We start from the raw sequence: 17873 nt of genomic DNA, 5'->3' as shown, positions 1-17873 counted from the left end.
ATGTCAGTGCTGCAGGCGGGAAGCCGCGACGAGTTCCTCGGGGAAATCGTTCGCTTCACGCAGCAGCTCGGCTTCGAGAAGGTCAGCGCGACAACGGTCATCGACCACTTCCTGGGCGAGCCGGAGTTCATCGCGGTCGACAACGCGCCTGCGGCATATCGCGAGACCTATGAGGCCGTGAGCAACGGCAGCAAGGACCCGGTGATGCAGCACTGCAAGCGGCAGAGCGTGCCGATCATCTGGGACCAAGATACCTACACCTCGCGTGGGCTCGGCGAGAAATGGGAACAGCAGGCGCGATTCGGCTACAGCTGTGGCATCGGCTTGGCGCTTCATCTGCCGGACGGAAAGCACTTCGTGTTGGGGGTTGAGCGAGACAAGGCGTTGCCTTCCGACCGCCAGGAACTGACGCGTATCGTGGCCGACCTGCAACTGTTCGCAGTGCATGCCTACGAGGGCGCTTCTCGCATCCTCATCCCGGCGGCACAGGAGCCGGGGGCTTCGCCACTCACACCTCGCGAGGTTGAGACTCTTCGATGGACGATGGATGGCAAGACCGCGTGGGAAGTCGGCAACATCCTCGGTATCAGCGAGCGAACTGCTGTACTGCATGTGAACAATGCGATGCACAAACTAGGATGCGTCAACAAGCATCAGGCCGTTCTGAAGGCCTTGCGCATGGGGCTGATTCGTTGAGTTTTGCACTGCCCGAACTTGGCGTGCAGCGATACCTGTAAGAGCTGACAGTTACCGCAAACGAGGGGGGCTGCTGCAATAGAGCCAGTGCACGAGTTGGCGTGCACGCAGCAAGCCAGGAGCTCCTCATGCAACAAGCAATCACACTGATCCCTTCGACGCAATCGAACGACAAGGTTCGCTTCGAGAGCGAGTCGAAGATCGTTCGCAATGAGCCCGTCGTTCTCGACAGCAAGTTGCTGCGTCTGATCAGCGGCGGCACCGACCTGCCGAACAAGACTTGGTGAGATGTTCCGACTGCTGCGTCAACAGCAGTGCTTGCAAGGCAAGGTTAGGCAAGAAGTTGATCGAGCAGTGATCGGGCGCTCCAAATTCCCGGGATCACTGCAACGAACTCAGCGGAGGAAGTAGTAAATCGAAGAGGAACCCGTGAGCGGCTGTCACCGCAGCGAGGTTCCCTCGAAGAGACGGGGATGTCCCTGATCTCGTCAATGTCAGTGTGCCAAGCCAGGTCTGTTGCGCTTTGAATTGTCGAAGTGACAACAGGCTTGGCCCGGCCGCCTCAGCTCCCGCGAGGCCGGCCCTTCAAACCCCCACCAGATTCTGAGCCGCGGCCATCGCAGTGGTATAGACCACCACTTGGTTGCGTCCATCGCGCTTGGCGGCATAGCAGGCCATGTCGGCGGCCTTCAGCACGTCGACCGCGCTCACGAAGCCGGCGTCGACGTGCACGAGGCCGATGCTCGCCCCCACGCTGAGGCTGCGGCCCTCCCAGGCCAGGCGATAGCCGTTGATCGCCGCCCTCAGGCCGTCTGCCAGCTCCACCGCGCGCTTGACCGGACAGTGCGGCAGCAGCACGGCGAACTCGTCGCCCCCCAGGCGTGCCACCGTGTCCGATGGCCGCACCCGGTCCTGCAGTTGCGTGGCGATGTCGCGCAGCAGCGCGTCGCCGGCCGCATGCCCCGCGCTGTCGTTGACGGCCTTGAAGCGGTCGAGGTCGATGAACAACGCGCAGAACGGCTGCTCGCCCGCTCTCAGCGTGGCCTCCTCGAGGACCTTCTCGAACTGCATCCTGTTGGCCAGGCGCGTCATCGCATCATGCGTTGCCGACCACGACAGCCGCGCATGGCGTTCATGCGCCTCGGTCACGTCCTCGACGATCCAGATGATGCCGGCACGCCGGTCGCTGTCGGGCAACAGGCTGCCGCGGATGTGGCCCCAGAACGTGCTGCCGTCGCGCCGCACGAGTTGACTCTCGGCCTCGAACACGCCGGTCTCGCCCAAGGCATCGCGCGACTGCTGGCTCAGTTGCTGGTGCTGCAATTCGCTCGCGAAGACCTGCCGTGTGTCGTGCCCCAGCAGCTCGGCCTTGTCGCGTCCGAACAGCTCGCAGAAATGCCGGCTCACCAGCTCGAACCGTCCTTCGCGCGTGAGCGCGATGCCGGCGTGCGCCGCATCCAGGACGGCCTGCAGCTGCATCAGCAGACGATGGGTCTCGCGGCCGCGCAGCGCCCGCTGTTCGACGACATGCTGGAAAGCTCGTGACAGCGCACCGATCTCGCCACCACCACGCGGCCAGTCGCCGCGCAGGGGCGCCTCGTCGTCGAGCAGGCTCATCGCCCGCGCATGCAGGCGCGAGATGGGCCGCGTGATGAACCAAGCCAGCAAGCCCGCGAGCAACGCCGCCGCCAAGCCCACCAGCGCGCCGACGCGCCAGGCCGTGTCGCGCGCGGCGGCCAGCGATTGCATCGCATCGGTTTCGGGGGTGACGTGGACCAGCATCCATTCCGCGGCCGGCACGCCGGCCAGCGCCACCAGGTAACCGTGGGTCACCGTGGCCGTGCCCTCCACGTGGATCGTGCTGCCATCCAGGACCCAGCGCTGGAACTCGGCGCTCAGGCCGATCTCCTCGCGCGCATGGCCCAGGATGCGCTGCGGATCGGCATGCGCCAGGATCTGCCCGCTTTTGTCGATCACGAGATCGCGCGAGTTGTCGCGGCCGGACGAGTCGCGCAGGAACGACAGCAGCCCGGTCTTGTCCAGGCGCAACGCGCCACCGACGACCGCCGTGACCTGGCCATCGACCTGCCGCACCGGCACCGCGAAGATCAGGACGGCCGCATGGCTGATCGCGCTGACCAGCGGTCGCGACACCACCGGCAGCTTCTCGCGCATCACGCGCTGGAAGTACTCGCGGTCGGCCAGGTTCGGAAGCTTGGTGCCCGGCACGCCCTTCTCGAGACGCACCAGCAGATCCCCGTTCGGGGCCAGGATGAAGACGGAATCGAACAGCAGGCCGGCGGACGGTTTGTCGATCAGGAACTGCGTCAGCGCGGGTCGGTCGCGCAGCAGCTCGGGGCGCACCTGGCTCGCGACACCTTGCAGCGCCGTCTGCAGCAACTCGAGCTTGCTGGACAGCAGGTTGGCCGTGCGCTCCACGTCGTTCGCGCTCTGCAGCAGCAGTTGCTGCCGCGAGCGGCTCTGCGTGGTCGACAGCACGAAGTGCGTCGTGACCGCCGTCGCGGCAACGGCCGTGACCACGCCGGCCGCAACGATCTTGAACTTGACCGAAGAGGCAACCCGACGCAGCAGTTGACGAAACTTCAACACCATGGACGACGATCCAGCCACGGTGTCGGCGGCAACCCAGCGCCGCCGTCAGACCGTGTCCGCGGATGCTCCCACGGAGCCGCCCCCTGCAAAGCGCCAGGAAGCGCGTCGATCGTGGTTCAGTTCAGCCGTTGCCAGATGAGCGGCGGACGATTGGAGGCTCAGTCCGGCTTGATGCGCGCCCGCGTGATCACCGGCTTCCAGCGCGCCTGCTCCTGCGCGATGAACTGCGCGAACTGCGCCGGCGTGTTGCCGATCGCCTCCGCCGCATCGCCTTCCAGCCGCTCTTTCGCGGCCTGGGAGCGGATGGCCTTCGCCGCCTCGACCGCGAGGCGGTCCGCATACGTTTGCGCGAGGCTGGACGGGGCCAACAACCCGTACCACTGCGTCATCTCGAAGTTCGGGAAGCCCTGCTCCGCGACGGTCGGCACGTCGGGCAGCTGTGCGAGGCGTTGCTTCGACCCGGTGGCCAGGCAGCGCAGCTTGCCGGCCTTGATGAATTGCAGGATCGCCGGCGCACCGACCGACGCGGCATCGAGGCGCCCGGCCAGCAGGTCCGTCAACTGCGGACCGGTGCCGCGGTACGGCACATGCACGATGAACAGGTTGGCGACGGCCTTCAGGTACTCCATCGCCAGGTGCCCCGCGCTGCCGTTGCCGGCGGAGCCGAAGTTCAACTGCCCCGGCTTGCTGCGCACCAGCGCGATGAACTCCTTCAGGTTCTTGGCCGGCACGTCCGGGTGGACGACGTAGAGGCTCGGCACCTTGGCCAGCAAGGTGATCGGGCGGAAATCCTTGATCGGGTCGTACGGCAGCTTGTCGTACATGAACGGGTTCACGGCCAGCGTGCCGATGTGGCCCAGGATCAGCGTGTGCTGGTCCTCGGCATGCGCCACGTCGGCCATCGCGATGTTGCCGCTGCCGCCGGGCTTGTTCTCAACATAGACCGTCTGGCCCAGGCCCTTGCCCAACTCGACCGCGGTCGAGCGGGCCACGATCTCCGAGCTGCCACCCGGCGCGAACGGCACGACGAAGCGGATCGGCTTGGTCGGCCAGGCGGCGCCCTGCCCCCAGCCGATCGACGGAAAGCTGCCAGCCGCAGCGGCGGCCAGCCAGGTGCGGCGGTTGATGGATTCGAATGGCATGTGGAGGTCTCCGCTCAGTCAGGATGGACCAGTCTAGAGAGCGGCCCCGCGTTCGGCATTGGGGGTAGCCGCAGCGGGGATCAACCGGGCTGCGGGCAGGTCTGCCGTTCGAGCTGGGTCAGCCACTGGATGGCGTGATCGGCGTCGGCGCCGCACATCTCAGCGCTCGGTTGCAGCGACCCACAGACGGCTGGCCGATCCGGGTGACCGAAGATCTTGCAACGCCGTTGCGCATCGAGCTGGACGCAGGGCACGCCCGCCGGCTTGCCCTCGGGCATGCCGGGAATCGGTGTGCTGATCGACGGCGCGGTGCAGCAGGCACCACAACCGGATCGGCAAGCCAAACCCGTGTTCATTGCTTGTTCCACGTGAAACCAAGGTGTCGATGAAACCACGCCACAGGCACGGCAGGCTGCGACAACGGATGACGGGAAGCCAGCCCCCGCCTAAAATTCAGCCCTCGCCGGCGCCCCTCGCGCCCCGCGTTTGCAGTGCGGATGACCGCCGCTGCGATCCCAACCGGAGCCCCCATGTTGTTCCCCCATGATTTCGACGTGATTGTCGTCGGCGGCGGCCATGCCGGCACCGAGGCCGCGCTCGCCGCGGCCCGCATGGGCTGCAACACCTTGCTGCTGACGCACAACATCGAGACGCTGGGCCAGATGAGCTGCAACCCGTCGATCGGCGGCATCGGCAAGGGGCACCTGGTGAAGGAGGTCGATGCGCTCGGCGGCGCGATGGCGAGCGCCACCGATGAAGCCGGCATCCAGTTCCGCATCCTCAACGGCTCGAAGGGCCCCGCCGTTCGTGCCACCCGCGCGCAGGCGGACCGCATTCTCTACAAGGCGGCCATCCGCCAGCGGCTGGAGAACCAGCCGAACCTGACGCTGTTTCAGCAGGCGGTCGACGACCTGATCGTCGAGGGTGACCGCGTCGTGGGCGCCGTCACGCAGGTCGGCATCCGCTTTCGAGCCCGGACCGTCGTGCTGACGGCCGGCACCTTCCTCGATGGCCGCATCCACGTCGGGCTGCAGAACCATGCCGGCGGCCGCGCCGGCGATCCTCCGGCGGTGTCGCTGTCCGCCCGCCTGAAGGAATTGAAGCTGCCGCAAGGTCGATTGAAGACCGGGACGCCGCCGCGCCTGGACGGCCGCACGATCGACTTCTCGAAGCTCACCGAACAGCCGGGCGACCTGGACCCGATGCCGGTGTTCAGCTTCATGGGCCATGTGTCGCAGCACCCGCGGCAGCTGCCTTGCTGGATCACCCACACCAACGAGCGCACGCACGAGATCATCCGCAGCGGCTTCGACCGCAGCCCGATGTTCACCGGCGTGATCGAGGGCGTCGGGCCGCGCTACTGCCCGAGCATCGAAGACAAGATCAACCGCTTTGCCGACAAAGACTCGCACCAGATCTTCCTCGAACCGGAAGGCCTGACCACGCACGAGTTCTACCCGAACGGCATCAGCACCAGCCTGCCCTTCGATATCCAGCTGGCTGCGGTGCGCTCGATGCAAGGCCTGGAGAACGCGCACATCCTGCGGCCCGGTTATGCGATCGAGTACGACTACTTCGATCCGCGCGGCCTCAAGGCCAGCTTCGAGACCAAGTCGATCGGTGGGCTGTTCTTCGCCGGCCAGATCAACGGCACGACCGGCTACGAAGAGGCAGCCGCCCAAGGCCTGTTTGCCGGCATCAACGCCGCCCGCCAGGTGCAAGGCCGAGACGCCTGGACGCCCCGCCGCGACCAGGCCTACCTCGGCGTGCTCGTCGACGACCTGATCACCAAGGGCGTGACCGAGCCGTACCGCATGTTCACCAGCCGCGCCGAATTCCGGCTGCAGCTGCGCGAGGACAACGCCGACCTTCGGCTCACCGACGTCGGCCGCGAGATGGGTTTGGTGGACGACGAGCGCTGGGCCGCCTTCAACCGCAAGCGCGATGCTGTTTCACGTGAAACCGAACGGCTGCGCTCGACCTGGGTGCACCCCAACCTGCTGCCCGTGGCCGACGCCGAGCGCTTGCTGGGCAAGGCCATCGAACATGAATACAGCTTGGCCGACCTGCTTCGGCGCCCGGGTGTCGACTTCGATGCCATCGCCGAAGTCGCGGCCATCGCGAAGCCGGAGGTGGCCGTCTCGCGCGCGGCACTCCACGCCGAGCTGGGCCAGACGCTGGCCGACACGGTGATCGAGCAGGCCGAGATCAGCATCAAGTACGCCGGCTACATCACCAAGCAGAACGACGAGGTCGAACGCGCCACCCACTTCGAGAACCTGCGCCTGCCGGCCGAACTCGACTACGCCCAGGTGACCGCCCTCAGTTTTGAGGCCCGGCAGAAACTGACGACGCACCGGCCCGAAACACTGGGGCAGGCCTCGCGCATCTCCGGCATCACCCCGGCCGCCATTTCGCTGTTGCTGATTCACTTGAAGAAGGGCCGCTTCAAGGAGTTCATGGCGACCGACCGCGCCGGCAACGACACGACGCCGACCGATGCAGCCGCCTGAGGCCCGCACGCTCGCCAGCGGATTGGAGCGGCTCGGGCTCGCGCTCGATGCCGACCAACAGGCCCGCCTCCTCGCCTACCAGGAGCTGATCGCGAAGTGGAACCGCGTCTACAACCTGACGGCGGTTCGCGACCCGGCCGAGATGCTGACCCACCACCTGCTCGACAGCCTGTCCGTCGTGCTGCCCCTGCGCCGGCATGCCGCCGGACGACCGCTGCGCCTGCTCGATGTCGGCAGCGGAGCAGGCCTGCCCGGCGTCGTGCTCGCCATCGCCGAACCGCTGTGGCACATCACCTGCGTCGACACCGTCGGCAAGAAGGCGAGCTTCATTCAGCAAGCCGCGGCCGAACTGGGCCTGCGCCAGCTTCGCTCCGAGCATGCGCGCGTGGAAGAAATGCCACCCGCCCAGGCTGACGTGGTCACGTCCCGGGCATTCGCGTCGCTGAGCGATTTCACCCGGCTGACCGCCAAACACCTCGCACCGGCCGGTGGCATCTGGATGGCGATGAAGGGCAAGCCGCCCACCGCCGAGATCGCGGAGCTGCCGGCGACCCTCGATGTGTTTCACGTGGAACCGCTGCAAGTGCCCGACCTCGATGCCGAGCGCTGCCTGATCTGGATTCGCCCCCGGGCCGCCGAATGACGGTGCTCGGCATCTCCGACTACGGCTCGTTCTGCCTGGCCATCGTGCTGTTCCTGGCCCTGCCCGGCCCCGGCACGCTGGCCTTGCTGACCTCGACCGCGAAGGGTGGATTCCGCGCCGGTGCAGCCGCCACGCTCGGGCTGATCGTCGGCGACCAGGTCTTGCTGTGGCTCGCCGTCGGCGGCGTCGCCGCGTTGCTCGCGTCCCACCCGACCGCGTTCCGACTGGTGCAGTACGGCGGCGCCGCGTACCTGGCCTGGGTCGGCCTGCGGCTGCTGCTCGCCAAGCCAGGCGATGCGTCGCCGATCCGCATCGAGCCGCGCGACTACGCGCGCCAGGCCTTCCTGATCACCTTGCTGAACCCGAAGGCCATCGTGTTCTACATGGCCTTCTTCCCCCTGTTCATCAACCCGGCCACGCACCGCGGCGCGATCACCTTTGCCGCGATGGCCGCGACGATCGCGTTCATCACCCTCGCCTACTGCCTCACGCTGTGCGCGTTCGCGCAGTCGGTGTCGAACAAAGTCCGCCGGCATCGCCGATTGGCCGCGTGGTTGCAGAAGGCGGCTGGTATCTTCCTGATCGGCTTCGGCATTCGCCTCGGCAGCAACTGATCCCTCTTCCAGCAGCGCCCTCCTCCATGACCCGCATCTTCTGCATCGCGAACCAAAAAGGCGGCGTCGGCAAGACGACGACCACCGTCAACCTGGCCGCCGGCTTGGCGCTGATCGGCCAGCGCGTGCTCGTCGTCGACCTGGATCCCCAGGGCAACGCGACCATGGGCTCGGGCATCGACAAGCGGGCGCTGTCGCTGAGCGTCTACGACGTGCTGCTGGAATCGGCGACGATCGCCGAAGCCCGGCAACGCAGCGAGAAGGTGGGCTACGACGTGCTGGGCGCGAACCGCGAACTGGCCGGCGCCGAGGTCGAACTGGTGAAGCTGGAGCGGCGCGACAAACGGCTGAAGGCTGCGCTCGAGGCAGTGGCCACCGACTACGACTTCGTGCTGATCGACTGCCCACCGTCCTTGAGCCTGCTGACGCTGAACGGTCTGTGCAGCGCCCACGGCGTCGTGGTGCCGATGCAGTGCGAGTACTTCGCGCTCGAAGGGCTGTCGGACCTGGTCAACACCATCAAGCAGGTGCATGCCAACCTGAACCCCGACCTGCAGCTGATCGGCCTGCTGCGCGTGATGTTCGATCCGCGCATCACGCTGCAGCAGCAGGTCAGCGATCAGCTGAAGGTGCACTTCGGCGACAAGGTCTTCAACAGCGTGATCCCGCGCAACGTGCGCCTGGCCGAAGCGCCGAGCTACGGCCTGCCGGGCGTGGTGTTCGACCCGGCCTCGCGCGGCGCGCAGGCTTTTGTCGAATTCGCGGCCGAGATGGTCGCGCGGGCCAACGAGGCCGTGGCGGCCTGAGGTCTGACGCCCGGTCCGAGGCCTTACAGCCCCAGCCCTTCGTCCAGCCCGAGGTGCACGTTCATCGACTGCACCGCCGCGCCACTGGCGCCCTTGCCCAGGTTGTCGAGGCACGACATCAGCAGCAGCTGGTCATCGCTGGCGAACACGAACAGGTCGACACGGTTGCTGTCGTTGCAGGCCTGCACGTCGAAGAAGCCGTCCTCGAGCGTCGGCGCATCGCGCAGCGGCATCACGCGCACGAAGCGCTCGCCTTCGTAGCGCCGGCTCAGCGCCGCATGCACCGATTCTGCGCTCGCGCCCGCCGGCAAGCTCGACAAATGCAAGGGCACACTCACCGCCAGACCCTTGTAAAACTTGCCCACGATCGGCATGAACACCGGTTTCGTCGTCAGGCCGGTGTGCGCCATCATCTCGGGGATGTGCTTGTGTGCGAGCGTCAGGCCGTACGGCCGCGGCGCGTCGAGGCGCGCGTCGCCGCCCGCTTCGTACTGTTCGATCATCTTCTTGCCGCCACCGGAATAGCCGGTGATCGACGTGGCGCTGACGCCAAGCGAGGCCGGCACCAGACCGGCATCCACCAGCGGGCGCATCAGCAGGATGAAGGCGCTGGCGTGACAGCCCGGGTTCGCGATGCGCTTGCTGCCGCGCAGGCGCTCGCGCTGGTCGGCAGCAAGCTCGGGCAGGCCGAACACCCAGCCCGGCACCGTGCGATGCGCCGTGCTGGCGTCGATCAGGCAGGTGTTGGCGTTGGTTACCAGCGCAGCCGCTTCGCGCGACGCCGCATCCGGCAGGCACAGGAAGGCCACGTCGGCGGCATTCAGCAGGCGGGCGCGTTCGGCGGCATCCTTGCGTCGGTCGGCATCGATGCGCAACACTTCGACGTCGCTGCGCGCCGCCAGGTATTCGTTGATGCGCAGACCGGTCGTGCCTTCCTGACCGTCGACAAACACGCGATGCTTCATTGAATCGTCCACCTGCCCAAAAAAGAGAATTCGGACCGCGAGGATAAGCCACCTGCATGACAAACGCCCACCCGCAAGCCCTGCACGACGTGCGGGTGCTCCTGCTCCCCGGCTGGGAGAACTCCGGCCCCGGCCATTGGCAAAGCCTCTGGGAACGTGAACACGGCGACCTCCGCGTCGAACAGGCCGACTGGCTGTGGCCGAAGCGCGGCGACTGGATGGCCCGCCTCGAAGACGTGCTGCTGCAGGACGAACGCCCCGCGCTGCTCGCCGCGCACAGCCTGGGCTGCCAGCTGGTCGCCGCCTGGGCTGCACATTCGCACCACACGGCCCGCGTGCGCGGCGCCTTGTTGGTCGCGCCGCCCGACATCGAGCGCGTCGACATGCCGCCGCAGCTGACGCCGTGGCGCCCGATCGCTCGCCAGGCCCTGCCCTTCGCGAGCATCGCCGTCACCAGCAGCGACGACCCGTTCTGCGCGCCCGAACGCGCCGCCGGCATGGTCCGCGCGTGGGGCAGCCGGCAGGTCGACATCGGCCCGCGCGGCCACATCAACAGCGACTCCGGGCTCGGCGCCTGGCCCGACGGACGCGCGCTGCTGCAATCGCTGCAGTCGACGACGGCCCGCGCCGGGTGATCAGGGAAAATGCCCGGATGGCAACCAAGAAACCCAAAGGCCTCGGCCTCGGCCTCGAAGCACTGCTCGGCCCCACGGTCAACGACAACCCCGTTCCGGTCAACGACGGCACGCCGCGCACGCTGAAGCTGACCCAGCTGCAGCCCGGCAAGTACCAGCCGCGCACCCGCATGGACGAAGGCTCGCTGTACGAGCTCGCCGAGAGCATCAAGGCGCAGGGCATCATGCAGCCGGTGCTGGTGCGGCCGGTCGCACCCAACCGCTACGAGATCATCGCCGGCGAACGCCGCACGCGGGCCGCGAAGCTGGCCGGCCTCGACGAGGTGCCGGTGCTGGTGCGCGAGGTGCCCGACGAAGCCGCCGCGGCGATGGCGCTGATCGAGAACATCCAGCGCGAAGACCTGAACCCGCTCGAAGAGGCACAAGGCATCGCGCGCCTGGTCAACGAGTTCCACCTCACGCACGAGCAGGCGGCGCAGGCCGTCGGCCGCTCGCGCAGCGCGGCGAGCAACCTGCTGCGCCTGCTGAATCTCGCCGAGCCGGTGCAGCAGATGCTGATGGCCGGCGACCTCGACATGGGCCATGCGCGCGCGTTGCTGCCGCTCGACGGCGCGCACCAGATCATCGGGGCCGCCGAGATCGTCGCGAAGAAACTCAGCGTGCGCGAGGCCGAGAAGCTCGTTACGAAGATGGGCTCGTCGCGCCAGCAACCGCTGCTGCGCGTGCCGAAAGAGAAGCCGCGCGACATCGCGCGCATCGAGGAAGAACTCTCCGATGCATTGACCGCGCAGGTCGAGATTCGCGTCAAGAAACGCACCAAGCGCGGCGAACAAGGCGAAGTCGCCATTGCCTTCGGCTCGCTGGAGGAGTTGAATGGGTTGCTCGACAAGCTCGGACTGACGAACACCTGAGAACAGCACCTGACATGCCGATCGACACGCGGTTGTCCGCAAAATCCCTGAGCCCCGCATCAGGAACTTCCCCGGCCGCAAACGGCTCATTGCATGCATCATCCACTCAGGTGGGTGACACGCTGCAACAGACGGGGGCACACTATTTGCTGTACACCTTCATCTCATCGAAGCGTTGAACAGCGGGCGTTTTTCACCACATCTCCACGCACACGACATCCCAAAATGACGCAAGCTTGAATCACGAAATGAGCTGACCTTTGAAGGAAAGCTCTGATGGAGCCCTCACCCGGGACTTCATCAGAACTTCCCCAGACGGCAGCGAAGGTGGCCCCTTCGCTGTCGCCATCCCGATGTCTTAGGAGGTCAGCATGGACGTGATCAGCCATTTCGCAGCGCGATTCGAGCGCACCCGTGAAGAGGAACTCTCGCTCGAAGAGTACCTCGCCGAGTGCAAGCGCAACCCCGTGGCCTATTCCACCGCTGCCGAGCGCATGCTCCAGGCGATCGGGGATCCACAGACCATCGACACACGCAACGACCCGCGCCTGTCCCGTCTGTTCGCCAACAAGGTCATCAAGATCTACCCGGCCTTCGCCGAGTTCTACGGCATGGAAGACTCCATCGAGCAGGTGGTGTCGTATTTCCGGCATGCCGCGCAGGGGCTGGAGGAAAAGAAGCAGATCCTCTACCTGCTCGGCCCGGTGGGCGGCGGCAAGTCGTCGATCGCCGAGCGGCTGAAGTCGCTGATGCAGGAGGTGCCGTTCTACGCGATCAAGGGCTCGCCGGTGAACGAATCGCCGCTCGGCCTGTTCGATGCGGTCGAAGACGGCGCGATCCTCGAGAAGGAATACGGCATCCCGCGCCGCTACCTGCAGCGCATCCTGTCGCCGTGGGCCGTCAAGCGGCTCGACGAGTTCGGCGGCGACATCCGCAAGTTCCGCATCGTCAAGCGCTTCCCGTCGGTGCTCAAGCAGGTCGGCATCGCGAAGACCGAGCCGGGCGACGAGAACAACCAGGACATCTCGTCGCTGGTCGGCAAGGTCGACATCCGCAAGCTCGAGACCTACGCGCAGGACGACCCCGACGCGTACAGCTACTCCGGCGGCCTGTGCCTGTCGAACCAGGGCCTGCTCGAGTTCGTGGAAATGTTCAAGGCGCCGATCAAGGTGCTGCACCCGCTGCTGACCGCCACGCAGGAAGGCAACTACAAGGGCACCGAAGGCTTCGGCGCGATCCCGTTCGACGGCGTCGTGCTCGCGCACAGCAACGAGAGCGAGTGGAAGGCGTTCCGCAACAACAAGAACAACGAGGCCTTCCTCGACCGGATCTACATCGTCAAGGTGCCGTACTGCCTGCGCGTCAGCGAAGAGGTCAAGATCTACGAGAAGCTGCTGCGCGGCTCGTCGCTGGCTGCGGCCACCTGCGCACCGGGCACGCTGAAGATGATGTCGCAGTTCGCGACCCTGACCCGGCTGAAGGAGCCCGAGAACAGCAGCCTCTATTCGAAGATGCTGGTGTACGACGGCGAGAACCTGAAGGACACCGACCCGCGCGCGAAGAGCTTCCAGGAGTACCGCGACTACGCCGGCGTCGATGAAGGCATGAGCGGCGTCTCGACGCGCTTCGCGTTCAAGATCCTGTCGAAGGTCTTCAACTTCGACAGCACCGAGGTCGCCGCGAACCCGGTGCACCTGATGTACGTGCTCGAACAGCAGATCGAGCGCGAGCAGTTCGCGGCCGAGACCGAGCAGAAGTACCTCGCGTTCATCAAGGAGCACCTGGCGGTGCGCTACGCCGAGTTCATCGGCAAGGAGATCCAGACCGCCTACCTCGAGAGCTACAGCGAGTACGGCCAGAACATCTTCGACCGCTACGTCACCTATGCCGACTACTGGATCCAGGACCACGAGTACCGCGACACCGACACCGGCGAGGTGTTCGACCGCGGCTCGCTGAACGCCGAGCTCGAGAAGATCGAGAAGCCGGCCGGCATCGCGAACCCGAAGGATTTCCGCAACGAGATCGTCAACTTCGTGCTGCGTGCCCGCGCCAACAACGCCGGCAACAACCCGGTCTGGACGAGCTACGAGAAGCTGCGCACGGTGATCGAGAAGAAGATGTTCTCGAACACCGAGGAGCTGCTGCCGGTGATCAGCTTCAACGCGAAGGCGAGCGCTGACGAGGCCAAGAAGCACGAGGACTTCGTGACCCGCATGGTGGCCAAGGGCTACACCTCGAAGCAGGTGCGCCTGCTCTGCGAGTGGTACCTGCGCGTGCGCAAGAGTTCGTGATCTGACGACCCACGAAAGGTCCACATGCTCCAGCAGATCATCGACCGGCGGCTGGCGGGCAAGAACAAGTCCATCGGCAACCGCGAGCGCTTCCTGCGCCGCCACAAGGACCAGATCCGCGAGGCGGTCAAGCGCGCGGTCGATGGGCGCGGCATCCGCGACATCGCGCAGGGCGAGGACATCCACATCCCGAAGCGCGACATCGCCGAGCCGGTGTTCGGCCACGGCCAGGGCGGCAAGCGCGAGATGGTGCACCCGGGCAACCAGGACTACGTGCGCGGCGACCGCATCGAGCGCCCCAAGGGCGGCGGGGGCGGCGGTGGGGGCGGGCAGGCGAGCGATTCCGGCGAGGGGGACGACGACTTCGTCTTCCACCTCAGCAAGGAAGAGTTCATGCAGGTCTTCTTCGACGACCTGGCGCTGCCCAACCTCGCCCGCACGACGCTTGCCGAGACGCCCGAGTTCAAGACCCACCGCGCCGGCTACAGCAGCGACGGCACGCCGAACAACCTGCACGTGGTGCGCTCGATGCGCGGCGCGATCGGCCGGCGCATCGCGCTCGGCGCGGAGTCGCGGCACGAACTGGCCGAGCTCGAGGCGCAGCTGGTGCAGCTGAAGCGCCATCCGCACCCGAACCCGTTCGCGCACGAGATCCCGCCGCTCGAACTGCAGATCGAAGCGTTGCGCGCGCGCCTGAAGCGCATCCCCTACCTCGACCCGATCGACCTGCGCTACCGCAGCCGCGTGCGCGTGCCGGTGCCCACCTCGAAGGCGGTGATGTTCTGCCTGATGGACGTGTCCGGCTCGATGGACGAGGCGCGCAAGGACCTGGCGAAGCGCTTCTTCATCCTGCTGTACCTGTTCCTGACGCGGCACTACGAGAAGATCGACATCGTCTTCATCCGCCACCACACGCAGGCCCAAGAGGTCGACGAGCAGAACTTCTTCCACTCGACCGAGACCGGCGGCACCGTGGTGTCGAGCGCGCTCGTGCTGATGGAAGAGATCGCCCGGGCCCGCTACCCGACCAGCGAATGGAACATCTACGGCGCGCAGGCGAGCGACGGCGACAACTGGCACCACGACAGCGGACGCTGCCGTGAGCTGCTGGCCAACAACATCCTGCCGCTGTGCCGCTACTTCGCCTATGTGCAGGTGGCCGAGGAAGAGCAGAACCTGTGGGACGAGTACTCGGCGCTGGCCGCCGACGCGAAGGCCTTCGCGATCCGCAAGGTGACCGAGGCCTCGCAGATCTACCCAGTGTTCCGCGACCTGTTCAAGAAGGAGGGTGCACCGACATGAACCTCCAAGTCACTCCACCGTGGGGCGCCGAGAGGCGCAAGAACCAGATGCTGACCGCTTCCCCGAAACGCCGCGCGTCCGACATGGCCGCGCCCAAACGTGCGCACGCGCCGCTGCCCTCGCCCACCGACTGGTCGTTCGAGCTGGTCGAGCGCTACCACGAGGTGATCAAGGCCACGGCCGAGCGCTACGGCCTGGACACCTACCCGAACCAGCTCGAGATCATCACCGCCGAGCAGATGATGGACGCCTACGCGTCGGTCGGCATGCCGGTGAACTACCGCCACTGGAGCTACGGCAAGGAGTTCATCTCGACCGAGAAGAACTACCGACGCGGCCACATGGGCCTGGCCTACGAGATCGTCATCAACTCCGACCCCTGCATCAGCTACCTGATGGAGGAGAACACGATGGCGATGCAGGCGCTGGTGATCGCGCATGCGGCCTACGGGCACAACAGCTTCTTCAAGGGCAACTACCTGTTCCGCATGTGGACCGATGCGTCGTCGATCATCGACTACCTGGTCTACGCGAAGAACTACGTGACCGAGTGCGAGGAGCGGCACGGGCTGGAGGCGGTCGAGAACTTCCTCGACAGCTGCCATGCGCTGATGAACCACGGCGTCGACCGCTACCGCCGGCCGAGCCGCAAGTCGCTCGCGCAGGAGCTGGCCGACGCGAAGGACCGCGAGGCCTATGCGCAGCGCCAGATCAACGAGATGTGGCGCACGCTGCCGCGCAAGGCCGACAAGACCGCGCTCGAGGAAGCCGAGTCGCGGCGTTTCCCGGAAGAGCCGCAGGAGAACCTGCTGTACTTCATCGAGAAGCACGCGCCGCTGCTGGAGCCGTGGCAGCGCGAGATCGTGCGCATCGTGCGCAAGGTGGCGCAGTACTTCTACCCGCAGCGCCAGACGCAGGTGATGAACGAGGGCTGGGCCACGTTCTGGCACCACTCGCTGCTGAACACCATGTACGACGACGGCCACCTGAGCGACGGCATGATGATCGAGTGGCTGAAGTCGCACACCAACGTGGTGTATCAGCCGCGTGTCGGCGACCGCGGCTACAACGGCATCAACCCGTATGCGCTCGGCTTCGCGATGTACACCGACATCAAGCGCATCTGCCAGAAACCGACCGACGAGGACCGCCATTGGTTCCCGCAGCTGGCGGGCACCGATTGGCTCGAGTCCATCGACCATGCGATGCGCAACTTCAAGGACGAGAGCTTCATCGGCCAGTACCTGTCGCCGAACCTGATGCGCGAGTTCCGGCTGTTCGCGATCGTCGACGACGAGAAGGACAAGGAGCTGGAGGTCTCGGCCATCCACGACGAGAGCGGCTACCGCCGCGTGCGCGAGGCCTTGTCGCACCAGTACGACCTGGGCAGCCGCGAGCCGAACATCCAGGTCTGGAGCGTGAACCTGCGCGGCGACCGCTCGCTGACGCTGCGCCATGCGCAGCACAACGACCGGCCGCTGCACGACAACGCGCAAGAGGTGCTGAAGCACGCCGCCCGGCTGTGGGGCTTCGGCGTGCACATGGAGAGCGTCAACTCGGCGGGTGAGGTGCAGAAGCGCTGGTCGGTGCCGGCGCCCTCGCATTGAAGCCCGTCAGAGCAGCAGTTCGTCGGGCGGGATGAAGGCGCGGACGGTGCTGATCAGCTTGTCGACGTAGGCTTCCTTCTCGCCCACCGGCGCCACGTAGTGCAGCGCCTTCGACGTCGCATCGACACCGGCGCGCCGCAGCATCGCCCAGGTGGCGAGGTACTGCGAGGCCATGCAGCCGCCAGCCGTCGCGATCGGGCCGCGCGCATGGAACGGCGCATCGACCACCCGCACACCCGCCTCGACCACCCATGGCTTGGTCGTCAGGTCGGTGCAGGCCGGAATGTCGGCCAGCAGCCCCAGCCGCGCCAGCAGCAGCGTGCCGGAGCACTGCGCGCCGATCAGCTGGCGCAGCGGATCCAGCTGCAGCCGGTCCAGCAGCGCGCTGTTCTCGGCGATCGCCCGCGTGTAGATGCCGCTGCCGAACAGCACGATGTCGGCCTCGTTCGCGAACTCCAGCGGCTGCTGCGTCTCGATCGTCACGCCGTTCATCGACGTGAGCCGCTGGCTCGGGCCGGCGATCTCGACCGTCCAGCCGGCCGGCCGCAGCCGGTTCATCAAGCCGAGAGCGACGAACGAATCCAGCTCGTTGAAGCCGTCGAAGGTGACGATCGCCGCTCGCACCGCGGTGGGGCCGTTCATCGCGCCGGCCCGTTCACTCTTCGAGCAGGCTGCGCAGCATCCACGCAGTCTGTTCGTGCACCGTCAGGCGCTGGGTCAGCAGGTCGGCGGTCGGCTCGTCGCCGGCCTTGTCGGCCAGCGGGAACAGGCTGCGTGCAGTGCGCGCCACCGCCTCGTGGCCCTGCACCAGGATGCGCACCATCTCGAGCGCCTTCGGCGGCACGGCCGGCGCGTCCTTGATCGAGGCCAGCGCGCCGAACTGCGCATACGACCCCGGGGCCGGGTGTCCGAGCGAGCGGATGCGCTCGGCGACCGGGTCGACCGCGGCCCACAGCTCGGTGTACTGCGTCATGAACATCAGGTGCAGCGTGTTGAACATCGGCCCGGTGACGTTCCAGTGGAAGTTGTGCGTCGTCAGGTACAGCGTGTAGGTGTCGGCCAGCAGCTTGCTGAGGCCACCGGCGATCGCCGCGCGGTCCTTGTCGCTGATGCCGATGTGGATGCCCATGCC

The 17873-nt window shown here is 66.5% G+C and carries 17 protein-coding genes; 11 read left to right on the top strand and 6 right to left on the bottom strand.

What is annotated here, in order from left to right; all coding sequences use genetic code 11:
* Together ACXJLU_RS04665 and ACXJLU_RS04660 are read left to right on the top strand one after the other, a co-directional pair.
* Nucleotides 1–696, top strand: a complete 696-nt coding sequence (locus ACXJLU_RS04665) for a helix-turn-helix transcriptional regulator (RefSeq protein WP_159445485.1) — start codon at nucleotides 1–3, stop codon at nucleotides 694–696.
* 128 nt (nucleotides 697–824) lie between these two features.
* Nucleotides 825–983, top strand: a complete 159-nt coding sequence (locus tag ACXJLU_RS04660; protein WP_159445486.1) for a hypothetical protein — start codon at nucleotides 825–827, stop codon at nucleotides 981–983.
* 298 nt (nucleotides 984–1281) lie between these two features.
* On the opposite strand, the gene ACXJLU_RS04655 is transcribed toward ACXJLU_RS04660, so the two are convergent.
* The 3 genes from ACXJLU_RS04655 to ACXJLU_RS04645 all read right to left on the bottom strand — a co-directional run bounded on the left by ACXJLU_RS04655 (nucleotide 1282) and on the right by ACXJLU_RS04645 (nucleotide 4807).
* On the bottom strand, nucleotides 1282–3309 hold the full coding sequence (locus ACXJLU_RS04655; RefSeq protein WP_457329301.1) for a diguanylate cyclase domain-containing protein: 2028 nt from the start codon (nucleotides 3307–3309) through the stop codon (nucleotides 1282–1284).
* Nucleotides 3310–3467: 158 nt separating this feature from the next.
* Nucleotides 3468–4451, bottom strand: coding sequence for a Bug family tripartite tricarboxylate transporter substrate binding protein (locus ACXJLU_RS04650; RefSeq protein WP_457329300.1), 984 nt, complete (start codon nucleotides 4449–4451; stop codon nucleotides 3468–3470).
* A gap of 80 nt (nucleotides 4452–4531) precedes the next feature.
* Complete coding sequence (locus tag ACXJLU_RS04645) at nucleotides 4532–4807, bottom strand: YkgJ family cysteine cluster protein (RefSeq protein WP_457329299.1); 276 nt, start codon at nucleotides 4805–4807, stop codon at nucleotides 4532–4534.
* Between the two features lie 174 nt (nucleotides 4808–4981).
* Here ACXJLU_RS04645 and mnmG point away from each other — a divergent pair, with 174 nt between their 5' ends.
* The 4 genes from mnmG to ACXJLU_RS04625 are packed head-to-tail and all read left to right on the top strand — an operon-like array spanning nucleotide 4982 to nucleotide 9027.
* Complete coding sequence (gene mnmG / locus ACXJLU_RS04640) at nucleotides 4982–6964, top strand: tRNA uridine-5-carboxymethylaminomethyl(34) synthesis enzyme MnmG (RefSeq protein WP_457329298.1); 1983 nt, start codon at nucleotides 4982–4984, stop codon at nucleotides 6962–6964.
* Nucleotides 6951–7607: a 16S rRNA (guanine(527)-N(7))-methyltransferase RsmG gene (gene rsmG, locus ACXJLU_RS04635; RefSeq protein WP_457329297.1), complete on the top strand. Its 657-nt coding sequence runs from the start codon at nucleotides 6951–6953 to the stop codon at nucleotides 7605–7607. Before mnmG ends, rsmG begins: the two co-directional genes overlap by 14 nt.
* 2 nt (nucleotides 7608–7609) lie before the next feature.
* Nucleotides 7610–8221 carry a LysE family transporter gene (locus ACXJLU_RS04630; protein WP_457329326.1) on the top strand — a complete coding sequence of 204 codons (612 nt, stop codon included), beginning with the start codon at nucleotides 7610–7612 and terminating at the stop codon, nucleotides 8219–8221.
* Nucleotides 8222–8247: 26 nt separating this feature from the next.
* Nucleotides 8248–9027 carry a ParA family protein gene (locus ACXJLU_RS04625; protein WP_457329296.1) on the top strand — a complete coding sequence of 260 codons (780 nt, stop codon included), beginning with the start codon at nucleotides 8248–8250 and terminating at the stop codon, nucleotides 9025–9027.
* 23 nt (nucleotides 9028–9050) lie between these two features.
* On the opposite strand, the gene argC is transcribed toward ACXJLU_RS04625, so the two are convergent.
* Nucleotides 9051–9992 carry an N-acetyl-gamma-glutamyl-phosphate reductase gene (argC, locus tag ACXJLU_RS04620; protein WP_457329295.1) on the bottom strand — a complete coding sequence of 314 codons (942 nt, stop codon included), beginning with the start codon at nucleotides 9990–9992 and terminating at the stop codon, nucleotides 9051–9053.
* 56 nt (nucleotides 9993–10048) lie between these two features.
* Between argC and ACXJLU_RS04615 the strand changes: the two genes are divergently transcribed.
* From ACXJLU_RS04615 to ACXJLU_RS04595, 5 genes are all read left to right on the top strand, one after another.
* Nucleotides 10049–10627, top strand: a complete 579-nt coding sequence (locus ACXJLU_RS04615; protein ID WP_457329294.1) for an RBBP9/YdeN family alpha/beta hydrolase — start codon at nucleotides 10049–10051, stop codon at nucleotides 10625–10627.
* A gap of 17 nt (nucleotides 10628–10644) precedes the next feature.
* Complete coding sequence (locus ACXJLU_RS04610) at nucleotides 10645–11538, top strand: ParB/RepB/Spo0J family partition protein (protein WP_073467761.1); 894 nt, start codon at nucleotides 10645–10647, stop codon at nucleotides 11536–11538.
* A 371-nt stretch (nucleotides 11539–11909) separates the two neighbouring features.
* Nucleotides 11910–13832: a PrkA family serine protein kinase gene (locus ACXJLU_RS04605; RefSeq protein ID WP_457329293.1), complete on the top strand. Its 1923-nt coding sequence runs from the start codon at nucleotides 11910–11912 to the stop codon at nucleotides 13830–13832.
* Nucleotides 13833–13856: 24 nt separating this feature from the next.
* Nucleotides 13857–15134, top strand: a complete 1278-nt coding sequence (locus tag ACXJLU_RS04600) for a YeaH/YhbH family protein (protein ID WP_457329292.1) — start codon at nucleotides 13857–13859, stop codon at nucleotides 15132–15134.
* Complete coding sequence (locus ACXJLU_RS04595; protein ID WP_457329291.1) at nucleotides 15131–16741, top strand: SpoVR family protein; 1611 nt, start codon at nucleotides 15131–15133, stop codon at nucleotides 16739–16741. Before ACXJLU_RS04600 ends, ACXJLU_RS04595 begins: the two co-directional genes overlap by 4 nt.
* A gap of 6 nt (nucleotides 16742–16747) precedes the next feature.
* On the opposite strand, the gene ACXJLU_RS04590 is transcribed toward ACXJLU_RS04595, so the two are convergent.
* Both ACXJLU_RS04590 and ACXJLU_RS04585 read right to left on the bottom strand, forming a co-directional pair.
* Nucleotides 16748–17365, bottom strand: coding sequence for a DJ-1/PfpI family protein (locus ACXJLU_RS04590; RefSeq protein WP_457329325.1), 618 nt, complete (start codon nucleotides 17363–17365; stop codon nucleotides 16748–16750).
* 31 nt (nucleotides 17366–17396) lie between these two features.
* On the bottom strand, nucleotides 17397–17870 hold the full coding sequence (locus ACXJLU_RS04585; RefSeq protein WP_143171714.1) for a Dps family protein: 474 nt from the start codon (nucleotides 17868–17870) through the stop codon (nucleotides 17397–17399).
* Nucleotides 17871–17873 lie beyond the last annotated feature (3 nt).

Source organism: Rhizobacter sp. P5_C2 (genome assembly GCF_054049715.1).
This window is presented reverse-complemented; position numbering and strand designations above follow the sequence as displayed.